This window comes from Micromonospora sp. NPDC005173 (assembly GCF_040608515.1).
Taxonomy (GTDB): Bacteria; Actinomycetota; Actinomycetes; order Mycobacteriales; family Micromonosporaceae; genus Micromonospora.
The window spans coordinates 63,320-75,601 of record NZ_JBEXIK010000011.1 but is presented as its reverse complement, the minus strand read 5'-3'; the positions used below and the strand labels follow the sequence as shown (position 1 = coordinate 75,601).

The 12,282-nt window shown below is 71.7% G+C and carries 12 protein-coding genes and 1 pseudogene; 11 read left to right on the top strand and 2 right to left on the bottom strand.

What is annotated here, in order from left to right; all coding sequences use genetic code 11:
* Nucleotides 1-132: 132 nt before the first annotated feature.
* Complete coding sequence (gene cimA, locus ABZV00_RS15320) at nucleotides 133-1,716, top strand: citramalate synthase (RefSeq protein ID WP_355606106.1); 1,584 nt, start codon at nucleotides 133-135, stop codon at nucleotides 1,714-1,716.
* A gap of 34 nt (nucleotides 1,717-1,750) precedes the next feature.
* On the opposite strand, the gene ABZV00_RS15315 is transcribed toward cimA, so the two are convergent.
* A complete protein-coding gene (locus ABZV00_RS15315) occupies nucleotides 1,751-2,689 on the bottom strand; it encodes an endonuclease/exonuclease/phosphatase family protein (RefSeq protein ID WP_355606393.1) in 939 nt (312 codons plus the stop codon).
* A 394-nt stretch (nucleotides 2,690-3,083) separates the two neighbouring features.
* Between ABZV00_RS15315 and ABZV00_RS15310 the strand changes: the two genes are divergently transcribed.
* The 9 genes from ABZV00_RS15310 (at nucleotide 3,084) to ABZV00_RS15270 (ending at nucleotide 10,504) form a co-directional block, all read left to right on the top strand.
* Nucleotides 3,084-3,587 (top strand): hypothetical protein, encoded by a 504-nt coding sequence (locus ABZV00_RS15310; protein ID WP_355606103.1) that lies wholly within the window; start codon nucleotides 3,084-3,086, stop codon nucleotides 3,585-3,587.
* Nucleotides 3,588-3,906: 319 nt separating this feature from the next.
* Complete coding sequence (locus tag ABZV00_RS15305; RefSeq protein ID WP_355606100.1) at nucleotides 3,907-4,956, top strand: MoxR family ATPase; 1,050 nt, start codon at nucleotides 3,907-3,909, stop codon at nucleotides 4,954-4,956.
* A 26-nt stretch (nucleotides 4,957-4,982) separates the two neighbouring features.
* Entirely contained in the window at nucleotides 4,983-5,996 is a 1,014-nt protein-coding gene (locus ABZV00_RS15300; protein ID WP_355606390.1) for a DUF58 domain-containing protein, read from the top strand.
* Complete coding sequence (locus ABZV00_RS15295; RefSeq protein ID WP_355606097.1) at nucleotides 5,993-6,952, top strand: VWA domain-containing protein; 960 nt, start codon at nucleotides 5,993-5,995, stop codon at nucleotides 6,950-6,952. The genes ABZV00_RS15300 and ABZV00_RS15295 overlap by 4 nt, the downstream gene beginning before the upstream one ends.
* 38 nt (nucleotides 6,953-6,990) lie before the next feature.
* Nucleotides 6,991-7,848, top strand: coding sequence for a trypsin-like peptidase domain-containing protein (locus tag ABZV00_RS15290; protein WP_355606094.1), 858 nt, complete (start codon nucleotides 6,991-6,993; stop codon nucleotides 7,846-7,848).
* 110 nt (nucleotides 7,849-7,958) lie between these two features.
* Nucleotides 7,959-8,255, top strand: coding sequence for a hypothetical protein (locus ABZV00_RS15285; protein ID WP_355606091.1), 297 nt, complete (start codon nucleotides 7,959-7,961; stop codon nucleotides 8,253-8,255).
* 34 nt (nucleotides 8,256-8,289) lie between these two features.
* Nucleotides 8,290-8,715, top strand: a complete 426-nt coding sequence (gene arfB, locus ABZV00_RS15280; protein WP_328424414.1) for an alternative ribosome rescue aminoacyl-tRNA hydrolase ArfB — start codon at nucleotides 8,290-8,292, stop codon at nucleotides 8,713-8,715.
* A 120-nt stretch (nucleotides 8,716-8,835) separates the two neighbouring features.
* Complete coding sequence (locus ABZV00_RS15275; RefSeq protein WP_355606087.1) at nucleotides 8,836-9,834, top strand: aldo/keto reductase; 999 nt, start codon at nucleotides 8,836-8,838, stop codon at nucleotides 9,832-9,834.
* A gap of 73 nt (nucleotides 9,835-9,907) precedes the next feature.
* Nucleotides 9,908-10,504 (top strand): TetR family transcriptional regulator, encoded by a 597-nt coding sequence (locus ABZV00_RS15270; protein WP_328424418.1) that lies wholly within the window; start codon nucleotides 9,908-9,910, stop codon nucleotides 10,502-10,504.
* A 15-nt stretch (nucleotides 10,505-10,519) separates the two neighbouring features.
* Here ABZV00_RS15270 and ABZV00_RS15265 read toward each other — a convergent pair.
* A pseudogene (locus ABZV00_RS15265) lies at nucleotides 10,520-10,768 on the bottom strand (3-methyladenine DNA glycosylase); the annotation flags it as partial.
* 48 nt (nucleotides 10,769-10,816) lie between these two features.
* Between ABZV00_RS15265 and ABZV00_RS15260 the strand changes: the two are divergent.
* Nucleotides 10,817-12,211, top strand: a complete 1,395-nt coding sequence (locus ABZV00_RS15260; protein ID WP_355606084.1) for a recombinase family protein — start codon at nucleotides 10,817-10,819, stop codon at nucleotides 12,209-12,211.
* Nucleotides 12,212-12,282 lie beyond the last annotated feature (71 nt).

The following is a 12,282-nucleotide window of genomic DNA, read 5'->3' as shown; positions in this document are numbered from 1 at the left end:
GTGGCACAGTAGTGATCGTGACCAGCACCGCCCTGATTATTGCGACCTAGCGCGCCGGCCCTCCCCTCCGCCGAGCGCGCAGACCTCCCGCACCCGCGGGAGGTCTTTTTGTTGCTCCCAGAAAGGATCCTGATGACGTTCCAGGTCTTCGACACGACGTTGCGCGACGGCGCCCAGCGCGAAGGGCTCACCTACTCGGTGGTCGACAAGCTGGCGGTGGCCCGGTTGCTCGACGAGTTCGGCGTCGGCTTCATCGAGGGCGGCTGGCCGGGCGCGGTGCCCAAGGACACCGAGTTCTTCCGGCGGGCGCGCAGCGAACTCAACCTGCGGCACGCCGTGCTGGTCGCGTTCGGCGCCACCCGCAAGGCCGGCGTCGCGGTCACCGACGACCCCCAGGTACGCGGCCTGCTGGACGCGCAGACCCCGGCGGTGGCGCTGGTCGCCAAGGCCGACATCCGGCACGTCGAGCGCGCGTTGCGCACCACCGGCGCGGAGAACCTGGCGATGATCCACGACACGGTCACCCACCTCGTGCGCGAGGGCCGCCGGGTCTTCGTCGACGGCGAACACTTCTTCGACGGCTACCGCCACGACCCGGCGTACGGAGCGGCCGTGGTGCAGACCGCGCTGGCCGCCGGCGCCGAGCGGATGGTGCTCTGCGACACCAACGGAGGCATGCTGCCTTCCCAGGTGACCGCCGCGATCGTCGACCTGACCCAACGGCTCGGGGTCGACGCCGGGCTGCTCGGCATGCACGCGCAGAACGACACCGCCTGCGCGGTCGCCAACACGATCGCCGCCGTGGAGGCGGGCGTCCGCCACGTCCAGGGCACCGCCAACGGGTACGGCGAACGCCCCGGTAACGCCGACCTCTTCGCGGTGGTCGCCAACCTCCAACTCAAGCTGGGCATGCCGGTCCTACCGGAGGGCTGCCTGGAACAGATGGTGCGGGTCTCGCACGCCATCGCCGAGATCGCCAACATCGCCCCCGACACCCACCAGGCGTACGCCGGGGCCGCTGCTTTCGCTCACAAGGCGGGGCTGCACGCGAGCGCGATCAAGGTCGACCCGTTGCTCTACAACCACGTGGACCCGTCGGTGGTGGGCAACGACATGCGGATCCTGGTGACCGAGATGGCCGGCCGGGCCAGCGTCGAGCTCAAGAGCCGTGAGCTGGGCCTGGATCTGGCCGGCCGTCCGGAGGCCCTGACCCGGGTCACCAACCGGGTCAAGGAGTTGGAGGCGGGCGGCTGGTCCTTCGAGGCCGCGGACGCCTCCTTCGAGCTGCTGGTCCGCTCCGAGCTGCCGGAGGGCCGGCCGGCCCGGCCGTTCACCCTGGAGTCGTACCGGGTGCTGGTCGAGCACCGCGAGGACGGCGCGGTCGTCTCCGAGGCGACCGTCAAGATCCGGGTACGCGGCGAGCGGGTGATCGCGACCGCCGAGGGCAACGGCCCGGTCAACGCCCTGGACGAGGCGTTGCGAGTGGGGCTGACGCGGCACTACCCGCAACTGCGCGACTTCGAGCTGGCCGACTACAAGGTGCGCATCCTGGAGGGCAGTCACGGCACCGGCGCGGTCACCCGGGTGCTGCTGGAGACCGCCGACGGCAACGGCCGGGACTGGACCACCGTGGGCGTGCACCACAACGTGGTCGAGGCCAGCTGGCACGCCCTCGTGGACGCCCTCACCTACGGCCTGGCCCCCACCACCGTCTGACCCACGCCGGCCCCCCCGGGTCGCGGGTGGGCGGTCAGGGGGTGGGGAGGGTGAGGGTGGCCAGCACGGGTCGGTGGTCGGTGGCGGGGAGGGTGAGCACCGTGACGGAGCGGACCGCGATACGGCGATCCACCAGCACGTGGTCGATGGTGACCGGCGGGATGAGGTCGCCGTCGTACGGGCCCCAGGTGCCGGTCAGCCCCTCCCCGGAGGCGTCCGCGGCGTCGACGTAGCCGGTGCGCAGCAGGGCTCGCAGCGGGCTGTGGTCGAGGGTGGCGTTGAAGTCCCCGGCGAGGATCCGCAGGCCACCGTCCGGGGTGGCCGGTGGCTGCGCGGCCAGGTCGGTACGCCAGGCGTCGACCTGGTCCAGCGCGTACGGCGCCGAGGGGTGGGCCGACTCGACGCGGACCGGGGGCGCGCCGGGCACGACCAGCGTGCCGTACGCCTGACTGAAGCCCCACCCTTCGAGGTTGTGCCGGATGCCGGCGTCGGTGATCGGCCACCGCGAGTAGAGCCCGGACCCGGGCGTGCCGATCTGCGGGTTGAGCTGTCGGTGGGGCAGCAGTTGGTCGAGGCCGAGTTGGTCCAGGGCGGCCTGCGCGTCCGGGGTGAACTCCTGCACGGTGAGCACGTCCACCCGATGCTGCCGGACCAGTTCGACCAGCGTCCGCGGGTCGGCGGAGCCGGCGAGCAGGTTGGCGGTGAGCACCCGCACGGTCGGCCCACCCGCCGCCGGCTGCGGGGCGGCCAGTGCCCGGGGTGCGACCACGCCGAGCAGCGCCACCGCGGTCAGCGCCGCGATCGCCGCCGGCCACCAGCGCCGCAGCGCGAGGGTGAGGGCCAGGGCCAGCACACTCCAGCCCGCGACGTACGGGGTGAAGGCGAGCGCCTGCACCAGCGGCCCCCGGTCCAGGCCGGCCAGCCGGGCGGCGGCCCAGGCGGTCGTTGGGACGACCACCAACCAGCAGAGCACCGTGCCGAGCCGGTCGGCGCGGCGTCGGGTCGGACCGGGGGGAGCGTCGACGATCACGGCGGTCAGCCTAGCGGAATTCGTCGCGCCATTTCGTGAACGGTTATCCGCTCACATTTCACAATTATCTGACGGCTGGCCGGCAGCGGCCTAAGGCCAGGTCAACTATTGACGCTCGGCTTTTTACGATGCTACGTTCCACCTGGCCTAAACGACGCAACTCTGAGTAGTAAGCCCAGCTCAGGCCGGATCTCGATCGTTGAGAAATCAACCTCACCAGGTGCGCGTGAGAGACCTTTTTCCGGTCCCATTGTCGTCGTCCACTTATTTATAGGCAGTCATCCGTCCCGCCCCGCGGGTCGGCCGAATCCGCACGGTCACACAAGGGGGACCTGTCATGAAAACATCTTTCCGACGCAAGGCGGCAGCGATTACGTTCGCCGTTCTGGCGCTCAGCCTGGCCGGTGGGGGCATCGCCGTCGCACAGCCGTCGGCGAAGGCGCCGCAGGAGGCCGTCCAGCCGGCTGCGCGCGGCACGAACGCCCAGCCGCCGGTGACGGCGGAATCCACCCGCAAGGCCCGCGCCGCGCTGAAGGCCAACTCGACGCTCATCGCGACCACCAGCATCGTCGTCGTCAACGCCAACGGCACCAAGGTGCGCGGCGTCGGCACCGTGATCAAGTACGGCCCCGGCCAGTACGAGGTCCAGGTCGGTTACACCGTCACCGCTGGTGTCTTCGTGGCCACCCTCGGCCGCGGTGACGCCTGCTGCGTCCCTGCGGGCGGCGAGATCTCGGTCGCACCGCGGCTGAGCACACCGAACGCGGTCTTCATCCAGACCCGCAACTCGGCCGGTACCCCGGTCGACCTGGGCTTCCACCTGGTCATCCACACCGCCTGACGGCACGGGTGCCGGCCCCACGCGGGGCCGGCACCCGGTTCGTCCTGCAGCCGCCGGTTCATGGCGATGGTCAACTCCAGATCACCGACATCGGGGCATCCCCGCACCGGGACACCGCGACATCGCCGACACCGAGTCGATCAACAGCGACCGCCACCGGTCGGGGCGGACGGCGTCCGGTCTGCGGCAGGTCGCGTGGCTCATGCCATCCCGGGATGTTGTCCCCCGACCGGGCAGTTCATCCCGACCCCGCCCACCTCGGAGGCTTCGGCGCCGATAATCCGACGTTTGCCGGGCTGCCGCCCGGGAAGCAAGCACCGTGACGGACATCTCGGACACCCTGGCCAGCATGCCCAGCTCGGTCGATCCCGAGCCGACCGGCGTCGAGCTGGAACAGACCCTCTTCGAGGTCAAACGCGTGATCGTGGGGCAGGATCGGCTCGTCGAGCGCCTGCTCACCGCCCTGGTCGCCAATGGCCACTGCCTCCTGGAGGGGGTCCCCGGCGTGGCCAAGACGCTGGCCGCGCAGACCCTCGCCACCGTGGTCGGCGGCACCTTCTCCCGGATCCAGTTCACTCCGGACCTGGTTCCCTCGGACATCGTCGGCACCCGGATCTACCGGGCCTCCAAGGAGACCTTCGACATCGAGCTCGGCCCGATCATGGCCAACCTGGTGCTGGCCGACGAGATCAACCGAGCCCCGGCCAAGGTCCAGTCGGCGCTGCTGGAGGCGATGGCCGAGCGGCAGGTCTCCATCGGCGGGCGCAGCTGGCCGGTCCCGGCGCCGTTCCTGGTGCTGGCCACCCAGAACCCGATCGAATCCGAGGGGGTCTACCAGCTCCCGGAGGCGCAGCGGGACCGGTTCCTGATGAAGGTGGTGGTGGACTACCCGAGCGACGCCGACGAACTGGCCATCCTCTACCGGATGAGCACCGACCGGCCGAGCCCGCGCCGGGTGCTCGACGCGCAACGGCTGCTGGACCTCCAGGCCCGGGCGGAGCGGGTCTTCGTCCACCACGCGTTGGCCGAGTACGTGGTCCGGCTCATCCTCGCCACCCGTGATCCGGGCCGGTTCGGGTTGCAGGAGCTCGCGCCGCTGCTCGCGTACGGGGCCAGTCCACGCGCCACCCTCGGCCTCGTCGCGGCCTCCCGGGCACAGGCACTGCTGCGTGGGCGGGAGTACGTGATGCCCGAGGACGTCCGTGAACTGGCCGTGGACGTCCTCGCCCACCGGCTGGTGCTCTCCTTCGACGCCGTGGCCGACGGCGTGTCGGCCGAGACCGTGGTCCGCCGGCTGGTGGAGGCGGTGCCACCGCCCCGGCTGGCCACCGGGCATCCGCAGCAGACCCAGGATCTGGCCGCGGCATGAGGCGCGCGAGCACCACGCCGGTCGCTGTGCCGGCGGACCCCGGTCTGGCCGAACTGGCTCCGGACCAGCGGCTGCGCCGCCTGGAGCTGACCGTCACCCGCCGGCTGAACGGCCTGCTGCACGGCCAGTACCGCGGCCTGCTGCCCGGGCCGGGCAGCGAACCCGCCGGCAGTCGGGAGTACCGGCCGGGCGAGGACGAGGTCCGCCGGATGGACTGGGCGGTGACGGCCCGAACCGCCGTGCCGCACGTCCGGCAGGTCGACGCCGACCGTGAACTGACCACCTGGCTGTTGGTCGACGCCAGCGCCAGCATGGAGTTCGGCACCGCCGACCTGGACAAACGGGAGTTGGCGGTCGCCGCGGTCGCTGCGATCGGCTTCCTGACCGCCGGTGTCGGCAACCGGCTCGGTGCTCAGGTGCTGCGCGCCGACGGGGTACGCCGCTTTCCGGCCCGCACTGGGCGTACCCATCTGCTCGGTCTGCTCCGCGCGCTACTGGCCGCCCCGCGCGCCACCGGGCCCGGCGACCGGCCCGGGCGGATGCCGTCGGTGGGGGTGTCGGTGCCGGTCGGGCCGCCGGAGCTGACCGACGGGCTCGCCGCGCTGCACCGGGTCGCCAACCGACGCGGTCTGGTCGTGGTGGTCTCCGACTTCCTCGACGGCCTGCCCGACGACCCCGGTGAGCCGCCGCCCTGGGAACGGACCCTGCGCCGGCTGGCCGCCCGGCACCAGGTGCTGGCGATCGAGGTGACCGACCCGCGTGAGCTGGAGCTGCCGGACGTCGGCCTGATCACCCTGGTCGACCCGGAGACCGGCCGTCGCCGGGAGGTGTGCACATCGGACCGTCGGCTGCGGGAGCGGTACGCCGAGGCCGCAGCCGCCCAGCGTGACCAGGTCCACCAGGCGCTGCGCCGCAGTGCGGCCACCCACCTGGCGCTGCGCACCGACCGGGACTGGAGTGCGGACATCGTCCGGCACGTGCACGCCCAGCGCCGGCTGGCCGCCGCGCCGGCCGGTGTCGCCCGGGGAGGTGCCGCGTGATCTGGCAGTCGCCGCTGCGACTCTGGCTGCTGCTCGGCGTGCTCGCCCTGGTCGTCGCGTACCTGGTGATGCAGCGCAGACGCAGCCGGTACGCGGTCCGCTTCACCAACCTGCGACTGCTGGACCGGGTGGCGCCGGAGCGGCCGGCCTGGCGCCGGCACGTACCGGCCGGGCTGTTCCTGGCCATGCTGGCGCTGCTGGTGGTCGGCTTCGCCCGGCCCACCGCCGAGGTCCAGGTGCCCCGGGAACGGGCGACGGTGATGGTGGCCGTCGACGTGTCCACCTCCATGCTCGCCACCGACGTGGAGCCGGACCGGCTGGCCGCGGCCAAGCAGGCGGCCCGGCGCTTCGTCGAGGGTCTGCCCGACGAGTTCAACGTGGGTCTGGTCGCGTTCGCCGGCAGCGCGGCCGTGCTGGTGCCACCCGGCACCGACCGGGACGCCCTGGAGGACGGGATCGGCCGGCTCGCCGAGGGGGTGACCGGGGTACAGGGCACCGCCATCGGCGAGGCCATCAACACCTCGCTCGGTGCGGTCAAGGGCTTGGACAGCCAGGCCGCGAAGGAGCCGCCGCCGGCCCGGATCATCCTGCTCTCCGACGGGGCGAACACCTCCGGGATGGATCCGATGGAGGCGGCGGCGGACGCGGTGGCGGCGGAGGTGCCGGTGCACGCCATCTCCTTCGGCACCCCGTCCGGGTTCGTGGACCGGGGCGGGCGGCCGATCCAGGTGCCGGTCGACGGGCAGACCCTCAAGGCGGTCGCCGACGAGACCGGCGGCATGTTCCACGAGGCCAGCACCACCGAAGAGCTGCGCGCCGTCTACGACGACATCGGCAGCTCGGTCGGCTACCGCACCGAGCGGCAGGACGTCTCGGCCCGGTTCATCGGCCTCGGCCTGGTCTTCGCGATGGGCGCCGCCGCCGGCTCGATGCGCTGGTTCTCCCGGCTGCCCTGACCTCGCCGCGCAACGGACTTCGACCGGAAGGAGTACGCATGGCAGTGCAGACCGGACTGGGCGAACCGCGCGGTCCCTGGTTCATCTCGCCGGAGCTCGACCCGGACGGGCGCGGGTGGTGGGACGCGCCCGGTTCCGGCCGGGAGCCTGGCGGGCGGCGGCCGGGCCGCCTGCTCGCCGCGCTGGCGGTGGTGGCGCTCTCCGCCGTCTCCGGGGCCGTGGCCGGTGGCGTGGTGGCCAGCCGGGACGGCGTCCCGGGCGAGGCCGCGGCGTCCGCCGCCCCGGTGCCGGCGGAGTTGGTCACCGCCGCCCAGCGAACCGTGCCCGGAGTGGTGTCGGTGCTCGCTGGCGCGAACGGCGGCTCCGCGACCGGCTCCGGCTTCGCTGTGGACGACGAGCAGCACCTGATCACCAACGACCACATCCTGGCCAAGGGCGGTGGCGGACCGGTGACGGTGGAGCTGCCCGACGGCCGCCGGTTCGCCGCCGAGGTGGTCGGCCGGGAACCGCGCAGCGACCTGGCGGTGCTGAAGGTGCCACCGTCGGCCGGGCTCGCCCCGTTGCCGCTGGCCAAGCCGGGGGCGACCCGGGTCGGTGAGCCGGTGCTCGCGGTGGGCTCGCCGCTCGGTCTGTCCGGGACGGTCACCGCGGGCATCGTCAGTGCGTTGGACCGTCAGGTGCGGTTGGGCAACAACCGGCACAGCGCGGTGCAGACCGACGCCTCCATCAATCCCGGTAACTCGGGCGGGCCGCTGGTCAACGCCCGCGGTGAGGTGGTCGGGGTGAACACCGCGATCGCCACCATCGACGGCAATGGATCAATCGGCATCGGTTTCGCCATCCCGATCGAGCAGGTGCAGCAGACCGCCGACACGATCATCGGCAAGGGCGGCTGAGCTGCACGGACTGCCCGGAGGTGGCCGCTGGGATCACGGGCAGTGTCGGATATCCGGCCGGAGAGCATCGGGCCATGGAAATATTACGCTCGGTATGGATACTGGCGGAGGTGGAGCGTCCTCTTCTCACGGTCCTCCTGCTGGTGGGCCTGGTCATCGGATGTGCAGTGGGGTCGGCGTACACCCGCGCGCGGCGTGGGTGGAGCGATTACCAGACCGTCAAGAAATCGGTGCCGGGTGCCCGCCGTGGCGCCTGGCTGCTGATCCGCGGGGTCGCCGTGAAGGCCGCGGTGATCGGGCTGCTGCTCTTCGGCGCGGTGGCGTACGCCGCGGTCGGCTCGGACGAGGAGACCGCAGGCCCGGCGCCCAGCCCGTCAGCGACGCAGAGTGAACCGCCGCACCGCTGACCCCGGGAACACCGGTGGGGGTTAGCCTCGGGGCGTGGACGACGGACTGCGGGTGACCGACCGGTGGGTCGTCCCTGCCGGGGAGCTGCGGGAGCGCTTCTCCCGTTCGTCCGGGCCGGGTGGGCAGGGCGTGAACACCGCCGACTCCCGGGTGGAGTTGAGCTACGACCTGGCCAACTCTCCGGCCGTGCCCGAGTCGGTCCGGTCGCGGGCGCTGGCCCGGCTGGCCAACCGCCTGGTGGACGGGGTGCTGACGATCGCCGCCAGTGAGCACCGGGCGCAGCTGGCCAATCGGGAGGCCGCCCGCGAGCGGATGCTCGCGTTGTTGCGGGAGGCCGCGTCGCCCCCGCCACCGCCGCGCCGGCCGACCCGTCCGTCCCGGGGCGCCAAGGAGCGCCGGCTGGCCGAGAAGAAGCGTCAGTCCCAGCGCAAGCGCGACCGCCGGACCGACGGCGAGTAACGACCAACAACTCATCTCCAGTCCGAGCGGGAGCCTCTTTGGCTATCGGGTGACAGAATCTGGAATCTGTCAGTCAAAGGATGTACGCTGGCCGGGCAACCCAGGTGAGAGGAACACCCCATGGACACCCGCAACCTCGGCACCACCGGCCCGACCGTCTCCGCCCTCGGGCTCGGCCTGATGGGCATGTCGGACCTCTACGGCGCCGCCGACGAGGCCGAGAGCATCGCCACCATCCACGCCGCACTGGACGCCGGCATCACCCTCCTGGACACCGGCGACTTCTACGGCATGGGTCACAACGAGCTGCTGCTGCGCGACGCGCTGCGCGGCCGCAACCGCGACAACGCCGTGATCAGCGTCAAGTTCGGCGCCCTGCGCGACGCCGACGGCGGCTGGAACGGCATCGACGTCCGACCCGCCGCGATCAAGAACTTCCTGGCGTACACCCTGCGCCGTCTCGGCACCGACCACGTCGACATCTACCGCCCGGCCCGGCTCTCCCCGGACGTGCCGGTGGAGGACGTGGTGGGCACCCTGGCCGAGCTGGTCAAGGCCGGCCACATCCGGCACATCGGTCTGTCCGAGGTGAGCGCGGAGACGCTGCGCCGGGCGCACGCCGTGCACCCGATCACCGACCTCCAGATCGAGTACTCGCTGATCTCCCGCAACCCGGAGTCCGAGATCCTGCCGACGGCCCACGAGCTGGGCGTCGGGATCACCGCCTACGGGGTGCTGTCCCGCGGCCTGATCAGCGGCCACTGGACGGCACGGCGGGAGACCGCCGGCACCGACTTCCGGAGCCACCTGCCCCGGTTCTCCGGCGCCAACCTCGACCGCAACCTGGCCCTGGTGGACGCCCTGCGCGCCATCGCCGAGGCCCGGGGGGTCACCGTGGCGCAGATCGCCATCGCCTGGGTGCTCGCCCGGGGCGAGAGCATCGTGCCCCTGATCGGTGCCCGCAGCCGGGACCGGCTCACCGAGGCCCTGGGCGCTGCGGCGGTCACCCTGACCGACGCGGACCTGGCCGCGATCGAGGCCGCCGTCCCGGCCGGCGCAGCAGCCGGCACGCGCTACGACGAGGCGCAGATGGCGTTCCTGGACAGCGAGCGGGCATGACCGCCCGGCCGTGGCGCGACCGCCGGCCGGGGGCCGCGCCACGGCCGTCCGCGCGGTCAGGGAGGCTGGGGTGATGAGCGACGCCACCGCCCTGACGGCCGACCGCATCCTCGACACCGCCGAGGAGGTGCTGCGCCGGTACGGGCCGGCCAAGGCCACCGTGCTGGACGTCGCCCGCGCGCTGGGCGTGAGCCACGGCAGCGTCTACCGGCACTTCGCCAGCAAGGCCGCGCTGCGCGAGGCGGTCGCCGACCGCTGGTTGGCCCGGGTCTCCACCCCGCTGATCGAGGTTGCCACCGGGCCCGGCCCGGCCCCGCAACGGCTGCGCCGCTGGCTGGCCGAGCTGAGCGGCACCAAGCGCCGGATTGCCCGGGAGGACCCCGAGCTGTTCACCAACTTCCACCAGCTCGCCACCCTCTCCGAGGGCGTGGTCGCCAACCATTTGGAGGTCCTCGCCGGTCAGCTCAGCCTGATCGTCGCAGACGGGGTGGCGGCCGGCGAGTTCAGCGTGCCCGACCCGGCGGTGGCCGGCCGGGCGCTGTTGCAGGCCACCGCCCGGTTCCACCATCCCGCCCACCGCGCCGAGTGGAGCGAGCCGGGCCTCGACGACGACCTGGCGGCGGTCGTCGCGCTGCTCATCGACGGTCTGCGTACCCGCCCGGCGAGCTGACCTGGCCGACCCCGGTCAGGCGGGAACGGCCGCGAGCAGCCGGTCGCGCAGCACGGCGGCCCGGTCGGTGAACCCGCGCTGCGCGGCGGCGTACTCCGCCCGGCCCTCCGGCGTCTCCACCCGTACCGGGGGGCAACCAAGCGCCGCCAGGTCGTACGGGCTGGCCCGCATGTCCAGCGTGCGGATCTCCCGGGCCAGCGCGAAGGCGTCGGCCACCAGCTCCGAGCTGACCAACGGGGAGAGCTTGTACGCCCACTTGTACAGACCATGCGTATCATCATCCCAGGCAACTTCGAGGGAGGGAACGCAGGGATGGACGTCGTCATCTACGCACGGCTCAGCCTGGACAAGCTGGGTAACGAGCTGGGCGTTGATCGGCAGCTCGAAGCTTGCCGGGAGTTGGCAGCTCGTCAGGGCTGGACCGTGACGCGGGAGCTGATCGACAACAGCATCAGCGCCACGACCGGCCGTGTCCGGCCGGCGTTCGAGAAGCTGCTCACCCTGAGCCCGAAGCCTGATGCCATCATCGTCTGGCATCTCGACCGGCTCGTCCGCCTCACCCGTGAGCTGGACCGGGTGATCAGCTACGGCGTACCCGTCCACGCCGTGACCGCAGGGATGCTGGACCTGAGCAACCCGACAGGCATCCTGATGGCCAACGTGGTCACCGCGTTCTCTCAGTTCGAGGGCCAGCAGAAGGCTGCTCGTCAGCGCCTCGCAGCCACGCAGCGCGCTTCCCAGGGCCGGCCCTGGTGGTCGGCTCGACCCTTCGGATACGAGCGTGACGGATCGCCTCGTGCTGGCGAAGCCGACGCCGTTCAGCGTGCGTACCAGGATCTGCTGGCGGGGCGCTCCCTGTTGTCGATCGCTGACGAGTGGAACCGCCAGGGCATGCTCACCACCAGGGGGAGGAGTTGGATGGGCGCGACTGTTCGTCAGCTCCTCATGTCTGCCAGGAACTGCGCTATCCGTACGTACGCAGGGGGTGAGGTCGGCCCTGGGAACTGGGATGCCTTGGTGCCCGAGGAGATCTACCGTTCCGCTGTCCGTGTGCTCAACTCCCCTGCCCGCAAGACTGGTGGTGGCGGTCCCCGTCGCAGCCTGCTGACGGGTGTCGCTACCTGCGCCAAGTGCGGTGGCCCCATCCGCACGGCACGGCGTGGACGGAAGGGCGAGCAGGGTAGCTACGCCGTGTACGAGTGCAAGCTCAAGCACTGCGTATCCCACCGTCAGGACGAGGCTGACACCATGGTCAGCGAGCGTGTGATCCGGTTCCTGACCGCTCCCCAGTTCGCGGAAGCGTTCGAGCAGAGCGAGGATGACCTGCCTGTTCAGCAGATGAGAGACGAACTGGGGAGCCTGCGGTCACGGCTCGATGATCTGGCCACCGACTACGCTGCCGGGCTCGTTACGCGATCGCAGTTCCTGACTGCATCCCAGACCATGCGCAGTCGGGTGGATGAGTTGGAGGATCAGCTATCCCAACTGGGGAGTGACAGCGCGGTCAAGGGCATCACCGGGATGACGGACGAGCAGGTACGCCGTCACTGGGATGGGTTGGATGTAGACCGCAGGCGGTCCCTGATCCTCGCGGTTGTCGTGAGCTGTCGTCTCCGCCAGAAGGGGCGTGGCGTCCGCCGCACCGATGAGCGGCATGTCGATGTGTTGTTCAGGGCGGGCGACCCCGCGAAGGTGGCAAGCATCTGACACAGGGGAGGAACCGAACCGGGGAGAGGGCCCCGAAGGGGCCCATCTTCGGACTCCGGTGTTCGTGCTCT

What these genes read in the sequence shown, in the direction of transcription:
- cimA (WP_355606106.1), top strand. Translation starts at nt 133, where the DNA reads ATGACGTTCCAGGTCTTCGACACGACGTTGCGCGACGGCGCCCAGCGC.
- ABZV00_RS15310 (WP_355606103.1), top strand. Translation starts at nt 3,084, where the DNA reads ATGAAAACATCTTTCCGACGCAAGGCGGCAGCGATTACGTTCGCCGTT.
- ABZV00_RS15290 (WP_355606094.1), top strand. Translation starts at nt 6,991, where the DNA reads ATGGCAGTGCAGACCGGACTGGGCGAACCGCGCGGTCCCTGGTTCATC.
- ABZV00_RS15275 (WP_355606087.1), top strand. Translation starts at nt 8,836, where the DNA reads ATGGACACCCGCAACCTCGGCACCACCGGCCCGACCGTCTCCGCCCTC.
- ABZV00_RS15270 (WP_328424418.1), top strand. Translation starts at nt 9,908, where the DNA reads ATGAGCGACGCCACCGCCCTGACGGCCGACCGCATCCTCGACACCGCC.
- ABZV00_RS15260 (WP_355606084.1), top strand. Translation starts at nt 10,817, where the DNA reads ATGGACGTCGTCATCTACGCACGGCTCAGCCTGGACAAGCTGGGTAAC.